General features: G+C 66.5%; 17 protein-coding genes. 3 read left to right on the top strand and 14 right to left on the bottom strand.

Annotated features, from left to right (window positions below):
* The first annotated feature begins 9 nt into the window (after window positions 1–9).
* Window positions 10–1038: a hypothetical protein gene (locus tag CR917_RS13950; protein WP_043860586.1), complete on the top strand. Its 1029-nt coding sequence runs from the start codon at window positions 10–12 to the stop codon at window positions 1036–1038.
* A gap of 6 nt (window positions 1039–1044) precedes the next feature.
* Here the strand turns inward: CR917_RS13950 and CR917_RS13945 are convergent, their stop codons facing one another.
* Both CR917_RS13945 and CR917_RS13940 read right to left on the bottom strand, forming a co-directional pair.
* Window positions 1045–1473 (bottom strand): RidA family protein, encoded by a 429-nt coding sequence (locus tag CR917_RS13945; protein ID WP_054914449.1) that lies wholly within the window; start codon window positions 1471–1473, stop codon window positions 1045–1047.
* An 88-nt stretch (window positions 1474–1561) separates the two neighbouring features.
* A complete protein-coding gene (locus CR917_RS13940; protein ID WP_043860588.1) occupies window positions 1562–2107 on the bottom strand; it encodes a hypothetical protein in 546 nt (181 codons plus the stop codon).
* Window positions 2108–2261: 154 nt separating this feature from the next.
* Here CR917_RS13940 and CR917_RS13935 point away from each other — a divergent pair, with 154 nt between their 5' ends.
* Together CR917_RS13935 and xerC are read left to right on the top strand one after the other, a co-directional pair.
* Window positions 2262–3068 carry a hypothetical protein gene (locus CR917_RS13935; RefSeq protein WP_104572490.1) on the top strand — a complete coding sequence of 269 codons (807 nt, stop codon included), beginning with the start codon at window positions 2262–2264 and terminating at the stop codon, window positions 3066–3068.
* Window positions 3069–3201: 133 nt separating this feature from the next.
* Window positions 3202–4047 (top strand): tyrosine recombinase XerC, encoded by an 846-nt coding sequence (gene xerC / locus CR917_RS13930; RefSeq protein WP_229590266.1) that lies wholly within the window; start codon window positions 3202–3204, stop codon window positions 4045–4047.
* On the opposite strand, the gene CR917_RS13925 is transcribed toward xerC, so the two are convergent.
* The 12 genes from CR917_RS13925 to CR917_RS13870 form a co-directional block, all read right to left on the bottom strand.
* Window positions 4044–4556: a FecR family protein gene (locus CR917_RS13925; RefSeq protein WP_104572489.1), complete on the bottom strand. Its 513-nt coding sequence runs from the start codon at window positions 4554–4556 to the stop codon at window positions 4044–4046. The genes xerC and CR917_RS13925 overlap by 4 nt on opposite strands.
* Window positions 4557–4700: 144 nt before the next feature.
* Entirely contained in the window at window positions 4701–5048 is a 348-nt protein-coding gene (locus CR917_RS13920) for a hypothetical protein (protein WP_043860591.1), read from the bottom strand.
* A 79-nt stretch (window positions 5049–5127) separates the two neighbouring features.
* The gene (locus CR917_RS13915) at window positions 5128–6321 is read right to left on the bottom strand and encodes a hypothetical protein (RefSeq protein ID WP_104572488.1); all 1194 of its coding nucleotides are present in this window, start codon (window positions 6319–6321) and stop codon (window positions 5128–5130) included.
* A gap of 81 nt (window positions 6322–6402) precedes the next feature.
* A complete protein-coding gene (locus CR917_RS13910) occupies window positions 6403–6870 on the bottom strand; it encodes a VOC family protein (protein WP_043860593.1) in 468 nt (155 codons plus the stop codon).
* Window positions 6871–7034: 164 nt separating this feature from the next.
* The gene (locus CR917_RS13905) at window positions 7035–8651 is read right to left on the bottom strand and encodes an NADP-dependent glyceraldehyde-3-phosphate dehydrogenase (RefSeq protein WP_054914453.1); all 1617 of its coding nucleotides are present in this window, start codon (window positions 8649–8651) and stop codon (window positions 7035–7037) included.
* A 110-nt stretch (window positions 8652–8761) separates the two neighbouring features.
* On the bottom strand, window positions 8762–13162 hold the full coding sequence (locus CR917_RS13900; protein WP_104572487.1) for a leucine-rich repeat domain-containing protein: 4401 nt from the start codon (window positions 13160–13162) through the stop codon (window positions 8762–8764).
* Window positions 13163–13222: 60 nt separating this feature from the next.
* Window positions 13223–14023: a carbohydrate deacetylase gene (locus tag CR917_RS13895; protein WP_104573173.1), complete on the bottom strand. Its 801-nt coding sequence runs from the start codon at window positions 14021–14023 to the stop codon at window positions 13223–13225.
* On the bottom strand, window positions 13995–15170 hold the full coding sequence (locus CR917_RS13890; RefSeq protein ID WP_104572486.1) for a GNAT family N-acetyltransferase: 1176 nt from the start codon (window positions 15168–15170) through the stop codon (window positions 13995–13997). The genes CR917_RS13895 and CR917_RS13890 overlap by 29 nt, the downstream gene beginning before the upstream one ends.
* A gap of 4 nt (window positions 15171–15174) precedes the next feature.
* A complete protein-coding gene (locus CR917_RS13885) occupies window positions 15175–15864 on the bottom strand; it encodes a GNAT family N-acetyltransferase (RefSeq protein WP_043860598.1) in 690 nt (229 codons plus the stop codon).
* A 45-nt stretch (window positions 15865–15909) separates the two neighbouring features.
* Window positions 15910–17838 carry a hypothetical protein gene (locus CR917_RS13880; RefSeq protein ID WP_104572485.1) on the bottom strand — a complete coding sequence of 643 codons (1929 nt, stop codon included), beginning with the start codon at window positions 17836–17838 and terminating at the stop codon, window positions 15910–15912.
* Window positions 17835–19139, bottom strand: a complete 1305-nt coding sequence (locus CR917_RS13875; protein WP_054914457.1) for an oligosaccharide flippase family protein — start codon at window positions 19137–19139, stop codon at window positions 17835–17837. Before CR917_RS13875 ends, CR917_RS13880 begins: the two co-directional genes overlap by 4 nt.
* Window positions 19136–20146 (bottom strand): polysaccharide deacetylase family protein, encoded by a 1011-nt coding sequence (locus CR917_RS13870; protein ID WP_100632867.1) that lies wholly within the window; start codon window positions 20144–20146, stop codon window positions 19136–19138. The genes CR917_RS13875 and CR917_RS13870 overlap by 4 nt, the downstream gene beginning before the upstream one ends.
* Window positions 20147–20151 lie beyond the last annotated feature (5 nt).

The following is a 20151-nucleotide window of genomic DNA, read 5'->3' as shown; positions in this document are numbered from 1 at the left end:
AGGACGTCCATGAAGACCAGCCTTACCCTTGCCATCACCCTGCTGTACGCCTCGCTGGCGTGTGCCCAGGACATGAGCCAGCAGATTGCACAGCCGCTCAAGTACGCAAGCCTTGAAGAAATGAACCTTGGCGAGTTCGTGCCACAGAGCCGCTATGCGTCGACCTTGAGCGCGCTGCGCATGGACTCCGAGGCCGGTGATGCCAATGCCACGCTGGACCTGCTGGAGGCACTGACCGGCAACAAGGACCTCAAGCCCCAGGACCTCGACGCGGTCAAGCAACTGCTGGAGATCGCCGCCGTGCAGAAAGCCGACGGTGCCAGGTTGCAAGCAATGACGGCCCGCTACAGTGCACTCAAGACCCAGGGTGTGGCGGTGTCGACAACGCCTGCACGGCCAGCGCTGACCCTCGACTACAGCGGCGACTCGCTGGACGACATCTCTGGCGTGAAAGGCTGTGGCGATGCGCAGACGGCGCAGACCACGGCGTGCTTCGCGGCGTTCAACAAGGCGTTGAAGGCCGATTACACGGCGCTCAAGCAGTACAACCTGGCCCTGGGCTGGTCGGCGCAGCGGTTTCAGCCAGATGCCCTGCAAGCCAAGGCAAGCAAGGCCTGCGGGCGCTTCGACTACTGTCCGACCACCACCTTGTACGTGATGAACCAGACGTTGCTGCACGAAACCAACGAAGTCCGCTTCCCCAAGACCTACGAGCAGGCGGTGTATCAATTGCTCACTGTGCCGGTGGCCACTGTGCAGCGCACGCAAAAGGCCAACTATGAAAAGGCAGTGCAGGCCAACTTCGAGCAGGCCCGCCAGCAACGCTATGCCTACCGCGAACGCGCCGGTCAGTCGGCGGACGCCCTGGTCATCTACGCGTTGCGCATGGATGCGGTGATTCTCGAACGGCCCAACTGCACCGCGTTTGCCAACCAGGCCTATGAAATGGCCTTCAACGTCCACAACAGGGTCGTTGCCGAGAGCGAGCTGGACCGCATCAACCGCTCGATCGTGCAGACGCAGTGCACGCTGCGCTAGGGGCCATCAGCTCGAAGCGGGCAGGGCCGCCACCGCATCGACTTCGATCTGCATGCCGTCCAGTGCCAGGCGCGGCACGGGTATCAGGGTGCAGGTCGGTTTGCTGAGCTGGCCCCAGGCGGCGTTCGCAGCCGCCACCCACAGCGCCAGCCTGGCTTCGCTATGGTCCACGATCAGCAGGGTCAGCTTGAATACATCGGCCAGGCTCGCACCTCTGGATTCCAGCGCGGTGCGCAGGTTGAGCAGTGCCTGGCGCGCCTGTTCGGCAAAGTCGGGCGACAGCGTACCGGCAGGGTCTTCACCCCCCTGGCCGGCGATGTACAGCAGCTTGGCGGCGGTGCTGACCTCGGCCACGTGTGAATAGGCATTGGCGCTGGGGTCGTACAGGCCTTCGGGGTTGGACAACACAAATACAGCGGGTTGGCTGGTGCTCATGGGGCGACTCCACTCAAGGGAGGCGCAAGGGTAAAACCTCAAGTTAGGTTGAGGTCAAGCACCTGTTTTCAAGGGCGCCGCACGTTCTTCAGTAGTGTTTGAGAAATAGGCGCTGCGAAGGCACCGGCCCCTTGATCAGTCGGATCAGGTCGCTGGCCTGCAAGGTGAACGGCTTCGAATAGTAGTAGCCCACAAAGAAGCCGGACGCCTTCATGGTGCATGGCAGTACCGGCTTTCTTGCCAGCATGTCGAGGGCCGCTGCGTCGCTCAGGTCGCGGTACTGGTCTTTTTTCTGAAAGCTCAGTTTCGAGGTGAACAGGCCATCACGGGGCGGTCGGTCATCGCGTTCGATCTCACCGATCAGCGAATACGTCATGCGGTGGTCATAGGCGAGGTTCTCATCCTCGGTGATCGAGCATTCGATGCGCGTGCCCAACTGGCTGGTCTTGCCCCGGAAGGCGTCGAGCACATCCACATCTGCCGCGAAGGTCAGGGTGTACACACTGTGGTTGCTGTCGAGCTGCTTTTGCAGGGAAATCGGTTCGACCGTGGCCTTGGCGCGCGGGATGAACAGTGAACAGGCACTGAGCTGGGCAGCCAGCAGGCCAAGTACGATCAGTGGAAGCAGGCGCATGTGTCATCCATGGGGGCGGGAGGGCGCCTTGATACACCAGTTGGTCACGCTGCGCCAGCGGTTCACGAGGCATCGCACAAAGCGCCGTGACACTTGCCGCAGAGTGCCTGCTAGGGCATCCTGCGCGCCCGCCACACTCATGGAAGAAGGGCGCATGCCTGTGTTTCACCGCTTCGCCCTCGGCTTCACGCTGGCCGCCGGTGCACTGTTGAGCAGTGGCTGCGTCAAGGACCACGGCATCGACCCGTTGCCCCTGCGCTTTGTGTCGTTCAGCGACAACCCGTATCGCTACGACCTGCGTTTTCAGGCCGACGAAGACCTGCTCAGCCTGTTCGAACGCCACACCGGCAATGGCCAGATCAGCGAGCGGCTGGTGTGCGCGCTGGACGGCGACGAGAACTTCGACCTCGAGCACGTGATCACCTACAACCTGTCCGGCTCGCCCGAGTTCGAAAGCCGCGCGCCCGATGGCAGCTTCAACTACCTGGTGCAGATGAGCTTCGACAAGACCCTGCCGAGCCGCTCCAGCAGCACTGAACTGACCCGCGAAACCATCCAGCGCCTGCTCGAGAACAGAACCACAATCCCGTGCAAGCTGTACATCACCGCGTTCCCGTATCACGCGTACTTTTCACTGGTGATGCGCATCCCGGTTTCGGTGCTGCTGGCCGAAGTGAACAAGCACGACTACAGCCCGTACATACCACCCTTTGTGTGGGCCGCGCCGACGCTGGACGACGCCACGCCGCTGGCACCCTTCGCCAGGCAGGTCGAGGCGCCGCTCTACAGTGCACGCCTGCCCATCACCGACAGCGAAACCGGCAGGCCACTGCCACGCGTGGCCTACGTGATCCAGCGCAAGGACGGGTATCTGGAATACGGCACCAGCGATGCCGAGGGCTACACCCACGAGGTGATCTCGCTGACCCGGGAAACCATCAAGCTTTACCTGGTGGACTAGGGGTATCATCCCCGGCTGAATTTGCCCTACTGCGCTAGAGGAACCCCACGGTTTGCCTGATTCACTGCACGCATCGCTCCACAACCCCCTGCTGCAATACCTCGCCCGACTGGCCCCGTCGAGCCAGTTGACCATGAAGTACATCCTGCAGGACGCCGCCGACCGTCTGGACTTCGAGGACATCGACATCAAGGAGGTGCCCTGGCACTTGCTCGAACCGGGGCATGTCACTGCGCTGGTGGCGGCGTTGCGCGCCGACGGCTATGCGCCGAACACCACGTCGCTGTACGTCAACGCGATTCGCGGGGTGATGAACGAAGCCTGGCGCCTGGGCCTGATCAGCCAGGACCAGCTGCTGCGCATGCGCACGGTCAAGGCCGCCCAGGGCACGCGCCTGCCGGTGGGGCGCAACCTCAAGCGCACGCTGATCCGCGAACTGATGGAGGCCTGCGCTGCCGACCCGCGCCCGCAGGGGCTGCGCGACGCGGCGGTGATCGCCTTGCTGTACGGCACCGGCATGCGCAAGAGCGAGTCGGTCAACCTCGACCTCAAGCAGATCGACTTTGCCGAGCGCAGCCTGCAGGTGCTGGGCAAGGGCAACAAGCAGCTGATCAAGTACGCCCCGGTGTGGGCCTTCGACAAGCTCAATGCCTGGCTGGAGTTTCGCCGCTCGCAGCTGCCCGAGGGCCAGGCCGACGATACCTTCCTGTTCAACCGCATCCGCCGCGGCAGCCATATCACCCGCGAGCGCATCACCAAGCACGCGATCTACTACATCGCCCGCCAACGCGGTACCCAGGTGGGCGTAAAGATCATGCCCCACGATTTTCGCCGTTCGTTCATCACCCGGGTGATCGAGGAGCACGACCTGTCGATCGCGCAGAAGCTGGCGCATCACAGCAACATCCAGACCACGGCCAACTACGACATGCGCGACGACAACGAGCGGCGCCGCGCGGTGGACCGCTTCGACTGCTAGCTGCCGGCGGGCCAGGCCCGGGTGTTGATTCGGCTGGGCCGGGCTGGCCATTGCCAGCTGCTGCCGGCACGGCGCAGCCATAGCCCGCTGCCGCTGGGCAGCAGGCTGGGGGTGCCCAGCCGTGGCAGAACCTGTACGTCAGCCGCGTAGGCGTTGACCTGGGAGCCCCTGTGCAGATGATCGACACTGAACGTCCCGGACTGTGCGCGGACTTCACCGCTCGGGGTTTCGACGATCAGCGGGCGCGGGTCGCTGCTGGCCTGCACCAGCACTTCGCCGTCGTGCAGCACCAGGCGTCGTTGCTGCGCGGTGAAGCGGATGTCCACATGGGTGGCGTGGTTGAGCGCAAGCTGGCTGCCATCGCTCAATTGCAGCAGGCGTGTCTGGGCCGGCCCGGTGCGTTCATCGGCCATCAATTGGCGCCACGGCACGATGTTCTGCGCCAGGTAGGCGCTGCCAAGGATTGCCAGCAGGCAAGCGCCAAGGCGTTTCAGGCGAGGGTCAGACACGGGGAGCCCCAGGTGGAAGAGGCTGGGGATGATAGGGGCAGCAGGGGCGGCACTCAAGCGGTTGCAGTGCTTGGGCCTTCGCCGGCAAGGCCGGCTCCTACAGGGTGTGTATCGCCGGTAGGAGCCAGCTTGCGGGCGCAGCGGTCAACTGCCGGCCGGGCCGCTGACACCGCCGCTGTTGTTGCTTTCGGAGCCTTCGTGGCCATTTCTCTCGGAGCCGGTGCCCTCGGGCATCTGCCCACGGGTGTCATCGGTGTTCATGCCGCCCTGGCGGCCGTCGTCGTTGCCCTGGGTACGTGGGTCGGTGCCGTTGGGCATCGACGGCTCGTTGGACGGGGCCGGCACATCCACCCCGGCCCCAGGAAGGGTGGAGTTGGGCACGCCGTTGCCGGGGGCAGGGTTGGTCGGGCCGGTACCTGCGGCCAGGGCCACGGTGGCCTGGGCGCCCAGCAGCGCGGCGAACAGCAGAGCGGTGATCGGGGTGCGGGTCATGGTCGAACTCCTTTCATGTGGGCTACCTGACATTGGTCCGTCGTCATGCGCCGAGGGTGCGGCGTGAGCGACGGACGGTCTAGTCGCGACCCCGCATGAAGAAGCCCGCCACGTACTTGCGGAAGGTGTCCAGGCCTTTGAAATCGGCAAAGCGCCTGAAGTTTTCCGTTTCGGGCTCCGGGCCCAGCGGCTGTTCGGTCAGCGACACGGACAGCACCCTGTCCTGGTCGGAACTGAGCACCAGTTCGTCCATCACTCGACCGCCGATCACCGGCCGGCGCATCACCACCTTCACACCCTTGCCGGCCATCCAGTCGATCAGCGAGACGAGCATCTTCAGCGGTTCGCGCTCTTCGTCGCGGTACACCGGGAACAGGTGAGCGCGTGACAGCACCGGCACGCTGGCCACATGGATCAGCTCGTAGAAGTGGCTGCCGGCGGTGGCGGGGGAATAGATGGCCAGCGCCAGCAGCGGGCCGGGGGTGCGGCTACCGCCCCACAGCAGGTGGTGGCCCTGGAAGTCGAACCCGTCTTCGCTGCGCTCGGTGAGCACCTTGCGCGCCTTGATCTGGCTGACGCAGTCCAGCAGCAGGCCATGGCGCCGATGTGTGCCGAACACCGTGGCGTCGCGCAGACGTGCCTTGAGCATCATCATGTGCTTCATGTCCAGGCGGGTTTCCAGGTAGTTGCTGGCGGGCACGCGGTCGATCAGCGGGTAGCGGGTGGCGACGCTGCGCAGTTCGGCGAACTGGGCAGTCAGGTCCTTTTTGAGGTGGGTGGCGTAGACGTTCAGGCCGCTGGCTTCGATCAGGGTCAGCAGCAGCGAGAGCAGGCGATGCTGTTCGCGCCTGTCGCCGCTGCCGTTGCCTTCGCCGCTGCCGGCAGCGGCACGCTGGAAATCGCCGATCAGGCGCAACGGCGCGTCCGGTGCCAGCCAGGCCGCCGGCGGGGTGTCGGCCTCGTTGTGGCTGGCGTCGGTGTCGCGTTCGTCCTTGGTGAAGGCGCAGCCCGGCGCGTGTTCGGCGGTGCCGGGGTTGTTCTTGAGAAACAGCGTGCCGGTGCTGCCGTTGAGGTTGACGTTGAGTACCGGCATGCTTTTGGGCTGGCAGTCGCAGGCCAGCCACTGCCCGGCGGCGCGTACCTTCATCAGCAGCTGGTTGGCCTGCAGCAGCCGCGGGCCCTCCAGGGCGCCCAGCACGAACCCGCGCAGCAGTTCCTCTTCGGCGGGGGTAAGGGTGCGCACCAGCGCGGCGTTTTTCTCGATGATTCGCATGGACGATCCTGGCCAGCTTTCCTGTGCCTGCCACCTTAATTCAAAGCCCTGCACGCGACCATCGCCGCGTGCAGGTGGCGTTCATTGCGGGCTGAACATTTTTGCCGCGCGGGCGCGGATTTCCTCGACCGACACGTCTTCGACGTGGGTGGCGACGAACCAGAGGTTGCCGAACGGGTCCTTGAGGGTGCCGCTGCGGTCGCCGTAGAACTGGTTCTGCACGGCGTTGACCTGGGTGGCGCCGGCCTTCAGCGCCTGGGCGAAGGTAGCGTCGACATCTTCGACGTACAGGTGCAGGCCGATGGCGCTGCCCTGCAGGGATTGGCTGCTGGTGAGCCCGCCGGCCTGGTCGCAGGGGTCGGCCAGCATCAGCGAGGAATCGCCGATTTTCAGCTCGGCATGGCCGATACGGCCATCGGGGGCGTCGAGGCGGAACATTTCGGTGGCGCCAAAGGCGGCCTTGTAGAAGTCGATGGCCCTGGCAGCGTCCTTGATGCCCAGGTAGGGGGTGATGCTGTGCTGACCGTCGGGGATGGGTTGGGTGGCCATTTTTTCCTCCATTGGTACGCAAAAAGTGTGTTGCCTACACGGGCCCTATCGCGGGTCAAGCCCGCTCCCGCGTGTTCATCACTGCCTTTGTGGGAGCGGGCTTGACCCGCGATAGGTGCGCCGCGATCCAAGCCTATGCTTGTACCGTTTTGCCCACCACGCAATCAGAAGATGTAGTCAGTCGTCAGGAAACTCGACTCGCGGTTGCGGATGATCTGGCTGATCAGCTGCTTGTTGGCCTCCTGGAACTTGGTGGCCACCAGGGTGCGGATCGAGAACACGCGCAATGCGTCATGCACCGACAGGGTGCCTTCGGCCGAGTTCTTGCGCCCGTTGAAGGGGTAGGTGTCCGGCCCGCGCTGGCACTGGGCGTTGAGGTTGATGCGCCCGACCTGGTTGGCGAAGGTGTCGACCAGCCGGCCCACGGTGGCCGAATCGGTGCCGAAAATGCTCAACTGCTGACCGAAATCCGAATCCAGCACGTAGTCGATCACTGTCTGCAGGTCGCGGTAGGGCACCACCGGGATCACCGGCCCGAACTGCTCTTCGTGGTACACGCGCATCTGTGGGTTCACCGGGTACAGCAGCGCCGGGTAGAAGAACGAACCGCGGCTCTGGCCGCCGCCCTGGTTGATCACCTTGGCACCGTGGGCTACTGCATCGGTTACCAGGCCGCCCAGGTAGTCGACCTTGCCTGCTTCGGGCAACGGGGTCAGGCTGACGCCTGGGTCCCATGGCATGCCGGGCTTGAGGTCGGCCAGCTTGCGCTGGAACTTGTCGAGAAAGGCGTCCACCACCTGCTCGTGCACGAACAGGATCTTCAGCGCCGTGCAGCGCTGGCCGTTGAACGAGAGGGCGCCGGTGACCGCCTCGTTGACCGCGTTGTCCAGGTCGACCTCGGGCAGCACGATGCCCGGGTTCTTGGCGTCCAGCCCCAGCGCGGCGCGCAGGCGGTGCGGGCGCGGGTGAAGCTTCTTCAGGTCGCTGGCGGCCTTGTTGGTGCCGATGAAGGCGAACACGTCGACCTTGCCGCTGGCCATCAGCGCGCTGACGGTCTCGCGGCCACGCCCGTAGATGACATTGATCACCCCGGCCGGGAAGCTGTCGCGAAACGCCTCCAGCAACGGGCGAATCAGCAGCACGCCGAACTTGGCCGGCTTGAACACCACGGTGTTGCCCATGATCAGCGCCGGGATCAAGGTGGTGAAGGTCTCGTTGAGCGGGTAGTTGTAGGGGCCCATGCACAGCGCCACGCCCAGGGGCGCGCGACGGATCTGGCCGAGGGTGTCCTGCTCCAGTTCGAAGCGACTGGAGCGCCGGTCGAGTTCCTTGAGGGCGCCGATGGTCTCGACGATGTAGTCGCAGGTGCGGTCGAACTCCTTCTCGGAGTCCTTGAGGTTCTTGCCGATTTCCCACATCAGCCACTTGACCACCACCGCGCGCTGCTCGCGCATGCGGGCCAGGAACGCCTCCACATGCTGGATGCGCTCGGCCACGCGCATGTTCGGCCACACGCCGCGGCCCTTGTCGTAGGCACGCACGGCGGCGTCCAGGGCGGTGAGGGCGGTATCGGCGTCCAGCAGCGGGGCGCTGCCGAGTATCACCTGCTGCTCACCGTCGTCGGTCTTGAGCCACACCGGGCTGCGCACCGTGGCCAGCGGGCCTTCCCAGCGGTGCAGCTGCCCATCCACCAGGTAGTCGCGCTGCTCGAGCGGGTCGCCCAGGCGATAGGCCTCGGGAATATCCGTGGCAGCGGGAAACAGCGAGTCCAGACGATCCATGACGCAATACCTCTTTTCCATGGTGAATGAAACGGTTCAGCCGAGCATAACGCCGGCCCCGGCACAAAAGCCAGCCTGGCCCGGGTGCGCTCCGGGCCGGCGCCCGCCTGTCAGTCGATGGTGCCTCGCGCCACTCCCTCGGTCAGGGTTCTGCGCAGGTCGACGAGGCGTTGTTCGTACACCTGCCGCAAGCGCTGCGCCTCCACCAGCAGTTCACCTTCGCTCAGCGTTTCGGCTGCCTGCTCCAGGCTGTCGTCCAGCGCTGCCCGCGAGGCGGCGAACTGTGCGGCGAAGCGTTCGCGCAAGTGGTGCTCCCATGCAGGGTAGACCGGTTCCTCTTCATGGTTCATGGCCAGTACTTCGTCCAGGCCGTGGGAGGTGGTCGGGTCAACCGCCAGCAGCAGGTTGCGCTGCTGTTCTATCCAGGCTTCGCCCGGCAGCGGCATCACATCGACCAGTGCGTCGATGATCACCGGCTCGTCGGCACGCGCCGCCTGGGCCAGGTCCAGGCCCGGCAGGCGGGTGATACGTTTGAGCGCCCACTGGTAGAGCGTCGCGTAGCTGTCTTCGGACATGTTGAACGAAAGGCTCAGCACGCCGAAGCCGAGCTTTCTGAGACGCACGTGGTTGACGATGGTCGCCAGCAAGGTGCGCGAGCGGGTTGCCAGGTCCGGGATGGCCAGGGCCTGTGACACCTCGCCCAACTGTTCGAGGTCGAGCAGGGTGCCGCCTGTGCGGGCGAGAATCTGCTCACGCAGGGGCGCATTGGCGTCCATCCAGGTCAGCAGGCGCCACAGGCGGCGCCGGTAGGTCAGTGGGGCGACGATGTAGGGCGGGCTGTCGAACATGGCACGCAGGTCCCGGAAGAACCCCGACGGCAGGCTCTGCTGCAGTCGTTGCCAGCTGGCCCGCTGTTGTGGCGTGGCGTCGTCGAGCAGTTCGTTGTAATCGATCTCGGCCACCAGCAGGTCGATACGGTGGGTGGTGTAGTAGGCATCGGCCGCCTGCAGGGCAGCATCGCTCAGCGGATTGTGTTCCAGGCGCAGCGCCCGGGCCAGCGGAGGTGAGAGGATGGCGGTCGGTGGCAGCTCCTGCAGCTGGTTGCCGGACAGGTCCACCAGGTTCGGCGCGTCCAGCTGATCAAGCCCTGTCGGATAGGTCGCCAGGCTGCAGTTGTACAGGTCCACGCCCTGCAGCCGGTTCAGGCGGGCGAAGTCGGGCGGGGTTGCCAGCGGGTTGTTCGACAGGCTCAGGTCGCGCAACTGCGGGTAACCTTCGAGGGCGTGCTGCAGGTGCTCGTCCCAGACCAGGCGGTTGTTGGCCAGGTCCAGCACGCTGAGCCGATCACCCAGCCCGGTGGGCAGGCTGGTGAGTTCGCAGCCGTTCAGGCTGACGCGCTGCAGCTGGGTGAAGTGGCGCAGGAAGGCGTCAGGCAGCCGGGTCAGGGAGTTCTGCTCCAGCGACAGCTCATTCACGTGATCGAAGTTGGCCTCCAGCGCAGGGAAGCTTTCCAGGTCGCCGTCGGTCAGGTCCAGGTAGTCCAGGTTCAGCTGAACGATGGCTTCGCCGTCGGCGACCTCGCGCACCGACAGGCGCTGCCAGGCGGCGATGATTTCCTCCCGCGCCGATTGCCGGGCTGTACTGGGCAGGGCCCACAGGGTCAACGCGCTTTTCAGGCGTTGCAGGGTTTGTTCGAGCGTGCGCAACCGCGCCTGGGCCGGAATCTCGCTGGCCTCCCAGGCCGCCAGTGTGGCACGCGCCTCTTCGCCGCTGGCATGCGGGTAGAGCGTGCGGTAGCGGGCCTCCTGTGAGGAGCTGGCAGGCGACACCGGCGGGTAGCCGGGGCGGTCACTGCCGCCCAGCAGGCGTGCTTCGCTGGCCCAGCCGCGGACCTCGCCGGACCACAGCCAGGTGGCAAGTTCGCCGCGGGGGCGTTCGAGCATCGACAGCACGCGTTGCTGCAGCGCCGCCCTGGTGTCCAGGCCCAGCACCTGGCGATAGCGGGGAGCGATGCTGTCATGCAGGGCCGCGAACAGGTCGTCGCCGGGCGCGTGCAGCGGGAGGTCGTCCTTGAAGGTCTGGTAGCCTTCTGCACCGTGCACCAGAACCCTGCGCTGCGCCTGGGTGGCACGACCCACGCGCTGCAGCAGAGGGCCGCGCGGGCCACCACTGCGTGCTTCCAGCACCACCGAGGCGTCCCAGCCAGGGGCGTGCTCCAGGCACAACAGCGCCAGGCGCGTGCTTTGCGGCGTCGCCAGGGCTGGCCAATACAGGCCTTCGGTCGCGCGTACCAGGGGAACACGGGCGGCCAGCGTGGCGGCCTCTTCCAGCAATTTGGTGGGGATGGCTGCCGGTGGCACCCAGCGTGCCAGCCGGGCCGGGCCGACAGTGTCCAGCAGGCTGCGGGCCAGCACCGGGCTCAACCCGGGCAAGCGTGCGCACAGGGCCGTGATGTGCGGCTGCGGGGGCACCAGGGCCAGGTAACGCTGCTCGAACAGGGCCTTGCCGACGTTGCCCGTGACGTTTTCGGCGCGCAGTTGCCGGGCGATCCTGAGCCGTTGCAGCGTATCGGCCAGCAAGGGTGGCAGGCCCAGATTGGCGGCGTGCAACCGACGCAGCGCGTCTTCGCGGGTGCCGCTGACCTGGCAGGCCTGTTCGAGTTCTGCATCGCTCAGGCCTTGCGCAAGCGGGCCCAGACGGCGCAGCAGGGTGGCCCGCGACCAGCTCAGCGGCTGTTCATGCACGCTGCGCCAGGCACCCTGGCCGTTGTGCTCCAGCGCGGGGCGATAGGCGTCCTCACGCGCGGGGTGGCGCAGTTGCCATTGTTGCTGGCGCGCATCGAACTGCTGCTCGTACAGGTCGGCGCCGAGCCTGATGTAGTGCCGGTCCGCGTGCCGGTACTGGCCCTGGTCGTTGGCTGTCACCTCGGCGGGCAGCGGCGTGTCCAGCCGGTAGGGTGCCAGGTCGGGCAGGTACAGGCGCGTACTGCCATCGGGCAGCGGCACTTCGACCAGCGCATCGACCAGCGCTGGTGCTGTCTTGATCGCCAGCACCGAACCGGCCAGCATGCCGGCAGTGATCGCCACCGACTGCAGGTGCGCCATGGCGCCCTCGACGTCGCCGTCCTGCCAGTCCTCCACGCCTTCATACACCTCCTTGATCAGCTGTACCGCAGTGACCGCCAGCATGACCGGGCCCAACGCGGGAACGAACATCGCCGCGGCATTGAGCACGTTCAGCGCGCGTGTCTCCCATTGTTCCAGGCGGGCCTTGCGCGCTTTCTCGTCGGCTTCAGCGGTGGGCACCATCAGTACCCGTGCTTCATCCTTCAGGCGTTGCAGGTGGCGGTCCTGCAGCACGCCGAACAGCTCGCCGGCAACCGGGGCAAGGCTCAGGTACAGGCTGTCCTGCTCCTGCGAGTGCCACGGTCCGTCCTTGTCGACCACCTGCCGGGCCAGGTTGTGTCCGAGCACATCGAACAGGTGTTGCTGCTGTTGCAGCGGTACGTAGCGCTGAAACAGCCTGCGAAACCCGGGGTGGTTGAGGCGCCCTTTGAGGTAGCGCTCCAGCGCCGGCATCGACGCATGCTCGGTGAGGGCATCGTCCGGGTCGCCGGGCAGGTACAGCAGCAGGCTCTCTGCCTGCTGCTCAGATGCCAGGGCAAACAGCAGGATGTCGTGCAACGGTACGCCGCTCATGCTCAGCAGGCTCGCCTGCACTGGCGGGGCCTCGGCGCCTGCTGCGGCGGGCGCGTCCAGCAGCGCCAGCAACCGGCGGCAGGCGGTTGGCCCGATGCGCTGGCGCGCTTTCGCCACGGTGACCTCCAGGCGCAGCAACTGGCGATTGGCATCGATCGAGTCGCGACGCACCCTGTCTTGCGTGGCAGGTGTTTCGAACACTGCCTGCAGGTGCTGCTGGTAGCGGGCGCCCAGGTCCAGTTCGCGGCACAGGCGGGCGAACACGGCCGGTGACAGGCGATGGCGGGTATAGCGGTAGGCAAGGCCGGCGTCGGTCAGGTCGAGGTGGAAATGGCCTTGCAGGGTGATCGCACTCTTGCCGAGGAAGGTCACGTCGTCACCGAAGTTCTGCAGCGCTGCCTGCAGCAGGCTCTGCTTCTGGTAGGTGGTACGTGTGGCGAGCTGCCAGAGGTCGGCCTCTTCGTGAAACTGCACCAGGTCGGTGGTGTGCAGGTTCAGGGTTTCGCCAAGTTCGGCGTCAAGGCGCGCCTGCAGCAGCGGCTCGGCAAATGCCAGCAACCCCTGGAAGGCCTTGAGGGTGCCTGCCAGTGTCTGGCTGGCCCGCCGATAGCGACGCCTGGCTGCACGCACGGCGTCACGCTGATCGGGCAGGCCGTTGGCCAGCCAGTCCGGTTCGGCATCGGGGATGACATGGGTCAGGGCCAGATGGCGCCGAAGGTCTTCGGCGTCCTGGGCGCTGGTGTGTTTCAGCCAGGTGGGCAGGCGCTGGACGATGAACGGTGAGTGGGGAATGCGTGAAGGGGAGGTAGGCATGGTCGTGCTCCGGTCCGTGGACCGACAGCACAACCGATCAGCCGGGCGAAGCGGTGGTAGTTATCTGTTGGAGGCAGTGCCCAGGGTGCTCTGGCGCGCCTCGCGCAGCGACGCGTAGCCGACCCTGGGCACGCCCGCCAGGCGCTGGTCGAGCAAGGCCTGCAAGGACTCGCCACTGCCCAGGTAGGCATCGCCGAAGTCGTGGCTGCCCAGGGCACTGGGGTGCGCCACCACTTCGAGCACGCCATGGCGTGGGGCCAGGCCGTCACGCAGGTCGACCGGGGTACACACATGGTCGGCGGTCAGCCTGGCCAACTGGCGCAGGCGCTGGTTGAGCAACGTCTTGAACAGGCGTTTTGCCGGGCCGATGTTGCGCCCCACGTTGCGTGCCAGGCGTATCGGCACCCCTTCGCGGGCGGCGAAGCGGGCGACGATTTCGCCGATGGGCCACAGGTTGTGCACGTGCTGGTGGGAGTCCAGGTGGCTGGGGGTCAGCCCATGGTCCAGGCAGCGCTGCCATTGCGCGGCCAGTTCCTCGTGCACCGCCTGGCGGGCCGCGCGCCCCAGCCACAGGCGCTTGCGCGACAGGCCCAGGTCGAACTCGCCCTCGGCATTGCAGAAGTGCGCCAGCGCGCGGATCGGCTCGCTAAGCGGGCGCCCGTAGGTCAGGTTGAAATGCAGGCCCACGCGCCCGCGCAGGGCCGGTTGCTGGGCCAGCGCGCAGGCGGCCTTGAATGCCGGCATGCTGGCCATGGCGGTGGCCGAGCTGATCAGGCCGCACTGGAACGCGCGCAGGATCACCGCGTTGGTGTGTTCGTTGAGGCCAAAATCGTCAGCGTTGACTATGACTTGGGACGGCATCCGGGCGCTCCTGTGCTGTCGGTGTGGCAGTGGGGGAAGTGGCAGGTGCCGGCACGGGCTGCTGTTGGCGGCGTTTGATCCAGGGCTTGATGCGTTGCCACAGGCGCAGCGCCATGCCCAGGCACAGGCCCGACGGGCGCCAGCTGTAGAAACTGTGGCGCAGGTGCTCGACCTGGCCGGTCATGCGCTCATGCAGCTGGTGGCTGGAGTTCTCCAGGCTCACCCTTGAAGCGTCGATCCACGTCCAGCCTTCGTCCAGCCCCCAGTCGATCCATTCCTGCAGCAGCACCCGGCCGCTGCCAAGGTCGGCATACTGCGGCACGAAGGCGAGGTTGTAGTCGTACAGGCGGCCCCGTTCGAGCAGGCCCAGGCGGTAGCTGATGCAGCGCCCGTCCAGTTCCAGCACCACCAGGCGCAGACGGCCATCGGCCGCCAGCGCGGTGAAGGCCTGGAACATCCATTGGCGCTGTGCGGGCACCGAGAAGATGCCGACCCCGTCGTCGCCTTTCCAGCTCACGGCCTCGACCGCGCTGACGGCTTCCAGCCAGGAAGCTGCGTTGGCGGTATCGGGGGTTACTCGGCGCACCTGTGCCCCGCAGGCGGCGATGCGCTTGCGCGCGCGGCGCAACTTGTAGCGCGGGTCGCCACTGACTTCCTGGCGGTCGGCCTCGCTTATCTGGTGCACCGGCGCACGGCAGGCGGTGCGCTGTTCGTGGGTGGAACTGCGGCGTGCCCACTGCTGCAGCCAGGGCGAATCGCCCGTTACCTCGTTGAGTTGCAGCAGGGCATGGGGCAGGCGCGTGCGAATGGCTGCCAGTACCTGGCCGGCGGCACTGGTCGGCAGGTCGATGAGCAGGCCGATGCGGTCGCTCATGGGGTAGCCCAGGTGGTGCACCACGGCAAAGTCCAGCGGCCCGTGGCGCTCAAGGGTGCGGACCAACGGCAGGCACAGCACCAGGCGTCCTTGTGCGTGCCCCAGCAGTACCTGCAGGTGCTGGCTGGCCGGCAAGGCAGCCTCGGCGGCGCGCAGCCAGGCCAGGCTGTTGAAGGGGGTGGCATCGGGCAGCCGCTCGCGCAACTGCTCGTAGGCGTCGGCGGGGAAGTCGTCGGCACGCAGCGAGGCGTGCCAGGTAAAGGTCAGGGTCATCGGTTCAGGACACCGTGGCAGTAGTGCTGCGCGGCGCCGGTTTGCGCAAGGCATCCAGGCGCGAGCCGCTGTAGCGCGTTTCGCGGAAGAATTTCCAGCGACCGAACAGGCAGTACACGTGCATCACACGGCCCTGCTCGACGTAGCCCATGCGCAGGTGCAGCTTGAGCGCCGGAATGTTGTGGGTCTCGCACACGTCGACCACCTTGTCGCAGCCCTGTTCGGCCATGGCGCGCCACAGGGCCAGTTGCAGGTCGACCGACAGCGACGTACCCCAGTACTGGCGCGCCAGTTCACCGCCGAACTCGAAGAACTCGCCCGGCTCGACCGGGAACCAGCAGCCATAGTAATGACGGTCGTGGTAGTGACGCGGGCTGCCCCAGATGAACGCCACCACGTGGCTGTCTTCGTCCAGGAACATCAGCCCGGTATGCCCTTCGGCGGCCAGTTCACGCATGGTTTCGACTCGGTCGCCGAAGTGCTTGGCAAAGCCTTGCACGTTGTGCACCGTGATGCGCTCCACGCGTAGTGGCGCATAGGGCTTGAGGGTATGCGGCGGCACCGGGCTGACCAGGTCGCGCTCCATCCACAGCAGCTCCCAGTGAAAGAACACGTAGCGCTTGTACGCGCTGCGAAGGGTGGCGCGCAGGCCTTTCTGGTGTACGCGCTGGCTGAACTTGCTGACGATATTCATGGTGGCTCCCGTATCCGGCAGGGGAAGAGATCTTCGGCACTGTGTTCATGAGGCGCTCCATCGCAGGGCAAACAGGGTCTGCCCGGGCAGTTCGAAACGTACCTGGCCGTGCTGGCAATCCAGTGCCGCGGCGCGCGGCTGGTTGTCCGGCCCGAACAGGGTGAGCGTGGCAGCGGCCTGCGGGCATCGGCTGGCCGGGGTGGCGAAGCTGACGTGTTGCAGGCGTTCGCCCTTGTTGACGCCCAGCAGGCTGCGCTGTGCGCCGCGTGCCATGGCCAGTGCATCGACCTCGAAGGCGTCGTTGTCCAGGTGCAGCACCTGGTCGAGCCAGTGCTGGGCGATGAACTGCTGGGCCAGGCCCACCGGCTTGAGCTCGAAGCGGTTGTTGCCCAGCACCTTGACCATGCCTTTGGGCCACTCGGGCTCGTCGGCGATGTGGAACCAGTTGAGCATGTCCAGCAGGCCGTCCTGGGACGCATTGATGACCACCGAGGCCCACCATACGCCGGCATAGTGGGTGTTCTGCTCGTACAGGCTCAGGGTCGAGCCACTGGACAGGTTGGTCTGGTCGAGCAGCAGCGCCTTGCGCGGGCGACCGTTGGCGTCCAGCCCCACCAGTTCGGCGGCGCGGCGTACCGAGTCGCGGTAGGTGCGGGTGGCGAGCAGGTCGCGGACCATCCACTCGTGCCAGGCCATGGCGTCGATCTGCGGTTCGAATTCCTTGAGCAGGCGCCGTGCCCAGTCCAGGCCGACGCGCTGCGCCGCATCGCCGCGCAACGGGCCGTTGACCAGCCGCGAGCTGGCCGGCATGGCGATGCGCACGCCGGCTTCATGGGCGCCGGGGTAGGCGCGCACACGCTGGGCCATGGCCGCGAAGAAGGTGCGGTAGGTGGCGTAGTCGGCGTAGTTGAGGTTGGGTTCGTCGGCAAAGGCGATGTAATGCAGGCCCTTGCCGCCCAGGGCGACGCTGGTGGCCAGCCAGTCGTCCAGCGCGCCATCGTTGGCGCGGCTGCGCATCAGGTCGGACTTGCGCCCGGTGGCGGCCATCAGGGTGATGTCGTGGTGAATGCCGAAGCGTTCCTGGTACAGCTGGCGAAACGGCAGTTCGTAGCGCGGCTTGCGTGCCAGCACGTCGGCAAAGGTGTAGTAGCCGGCGGCCTGCAGTTGCAGCGCATCGATCACCGCATGGCTGGACGGTGGCGGCATCACGTAGGGCAGGTTGTTGCCCAGCCTGGGCGTGGGGCCCAGTACCTTGGCACTGCTGCGCAGGCTTACCTGGCCGTCGCGGTGCACCAGTGGGGCGAGGTCCTGGGGGCGCAGGGCGAACAGGTTGGCGCTGCCGTCCAGCCAGAAGGCCACCTTGCCGGTGCCTTCGAAGTTCAGGCGCCATGTCTGGTCCTGGGCGCTTGCGGGCAGGTTCACCTGATCGAACTGCCAGTAGGCCCGGTGTTCGAGCAGCGCCAGCCTGAGGCGCTTGCCATCGTCCACACGCTCCAGGGTCAGGTTGCGCACGCCGTCGTGATACTTGCCGGCAAGCACTGCCGTTTCACCGGCTTTGACGCGAAAGTACAGGGTGGTGGCGCGGTCTAGTTCGAGGCTGAAGTGCACCTTGGCGGGGGCGAACTGGGCGCTGGTGGTGTCGTCGTATTCGAGGCGGTAGCGCCTGAAACTGTAGCCGGGGATGGCCACCTGGTAGGTGCCGGTGCCGGCGGTGAGTGGCCAGCTCAGCTGGCCGCGGCCTTCATGGGGGGCAATGATGCGTTGCGCATCGAGCTTGCCGGTGGCGTCGAGCAGGTACACCTGTTCCTGGTTGGCATCGGCCTGCCAGGCCGGCACCCAGCTCAGTTGCAGCGGGGCGCTGCGCTGCGGCGCCAGGTACAGGCTGCCGTCGCGAATGTCCGGCCAGCGCAGGGTGGCGGCGTGGGCAGTGGCGGCCAGCAGCAGGCCGGGTAACAACATCCATGTACGTTTCATACCGTTCTCCGTTGCAGCATCTGGCGCAAAGGCAACAGATCGCTAGGCAACACAAACAAGGTCCGCAGCAACGGTACGCCGCTCAGCCTGCAGTACAGCACGAGCATGGCCACCGTCACCCCAAGGTAGGCGATGGAGGAGGCCAGGGCCGCACCCGCGATGCCAAAACGGGGAATCAGGACCACGTTGAGAATCAGGTTTGCCGCCGCGCCCACCCCCATCATCAGCGAGACCGCGCCGGGGCGATTCTTGCCCAGCAGGTCCAGGCGCAGGATGCTTGCGTAGCACAGGCCGAACAAGCCGGGAAGCAGTGCCAGCAGGGCCGGGTAGGCCGGCTGGTAGGCCGCGCCGAACAGGGTGACGATCAGCCATTCGCCCACCAGGGCCATGCTCAGGCAGGCCCCCAGCATCACGGTGGCAGTCAGGCGCAGGGCCAGCGGGGTGAGCTTGTCCATGCCGGCATCCTGCTGCAGCAGGCGCTTCATCAGCGGGGTGGTGACGGCCTCGGGGATGATCAGCAGCAGTTCGGCGGCGGCGCTGGCCATGGCGTAGTGCCCCAGGGCGGCGCTGCCCAGGAAGGCACTGATGAACAGGTAGTCCGAGCGCAGGATGACCTGCTGGAACAGCACGTCCGGGTGGCTGCGCGCACTGTAGGCCAGCAGCTCGCGCTGCCCGCCGCGGTTCCAGCACAGCGTGATGTCGTGCTGGCGGCCCAGCCACACCAGGCCCAGCAGCGCGACCAGCCCCAAGCCCAGCAGCCAGCTGATCAGCGCGGCCTCCAGCGCGGCGTGCTGCCACATCCAGAACATGCCCACGAACAGCAGCAGCGGCACCAGCGATTCGGTCAGGCGCAGTGCGTTGAATGCGCCCACCCCGCCGGTGGCGTTGTGCAGGGTGAGCAGGCCGCTCTTGAGCACCGTCAGCGGCACCGCCAGCAGCAACAGCCAGGCCAGCAGGCCCAGTTGCAGGGTCACTTCCAGTTCAGTGCCGAATTCGCGCATCAGCGCCACGCAGATCAGGGTCAGCACCCCGGCCAGCAGGCACCCGTAGATCAGCACCTGGCTCAGCAGCAGGCCCATCGAGCGTTGCTGCGCCGCCTGATAGCCCACCGCGGTGTTCAGCCCGCCGCTGGTGGCGGCACTGATCAGGTCGGGCAGGGTGCTGAGCAGGGCGAACAGGCCGCGCTCGCTGGGCCCCAGGATGCGCGCCAGCAGCACGTTGCGCGCCAGGCGCAGGGCGATCATCGCCAGGCGTGTGCCCATGCTCAGCAGCAGGTGGCGCAGGTAGTTGCCTCGACTCATGAGCGGCCTCCGCGGCTGATGCGCCAGGCCAGCAGCGAGGGGCGGCTGGCGTTGCGCTGGCTCACGCCGATGCGCGGCAACGCCAGTGGGTCGTCATGACCCTGGCAGATCCCGGCGCGGGTGCTCAGGGCGAAGGGGTAGCGATGGGCGGCCAGGCGCGCGCGTACCCGGGCGTCATGGTCGCCGTTGGGGTAGCAGTACACCGGCAGCGGCTGCTGGCAGCCTTGCTGCAAGGCGTGGTGGCTGCGGCTGAGTTCTTCATCCAGGCGCTGGTTGTCCAGCCCCGGCAGCAGCGCGTGACTGGCCCCGTGCGGGCCGAAGCTGATCAGCCCGGAGCCTTCCAGTTCGCGTACCTGCTGCCAGTCCAGGGCCTGGGGCAGGGATTCGGCCGGGCAGGCGTCTGTCAGTTGATGCAGGGCGGCCGGGCTCAGGGTCTTGAGGCTTTGCAGGTAGCCGGCCAGCGTCTGGCTGCGGGCGTTGGGCCGCTGGTTCATGAAGTAGGCAGCCGGCAGCGGCCGGCCGATCTTGCGCAACGCTTCGATCAGGGTGTGGCGCGGGCCTTCGCCATGGCTGCCCCACAGGGTTTCGCCCAGGCTCTCCCACCAGAAGCGCTGGCGGCTGCCGATGTAGTCGGTGGACAGGAAGATGCTGGCCGGTACCTGGTACTGCTGCAGCAACGGGAACGCATTGAGCGCGTTGTCGCGCCAGCCGTCGTCGAAGGTCAGGGCAACCTTGGGGCGGCTGTCGCCCCTGGGCTGCTGATGGTCCTTGAGCAGGTCCATCAGGTGCACGCAATCGAAGTGCTGGCGCAGCCAGCGCAGCAGGCGCTCGAAGGCCTGCGGGCCCACGCACAGTTCGTTGCGATGGGGCAGGGCCGCGCTGGCGTCGTCGGCCAGCACCCGGTGCAGCATCAGGATGACCCCGGCGCCGCGCAGCTGGCTGCGGCCCTTCGGGGAGTGCAGGTACAACCAACCGCTGGCGCGCTTGAGACTGGTCTTGATCGGCATGAAGG

Origin of the sequence: Pseudomonas sp. BRM28 (assembly GCF_002939405.1) — a bacterium.
Lineage (GTDB): Bacteria > Pseudomonadota > Gammaproteobacteria > Pseudomonadales > Pseudomonadaceae > Aquipseudomonas > Aquipseudomonas palmensis.
This window is presented reverse-complemented; position numbering and strand designations above follow the sequence as displayed.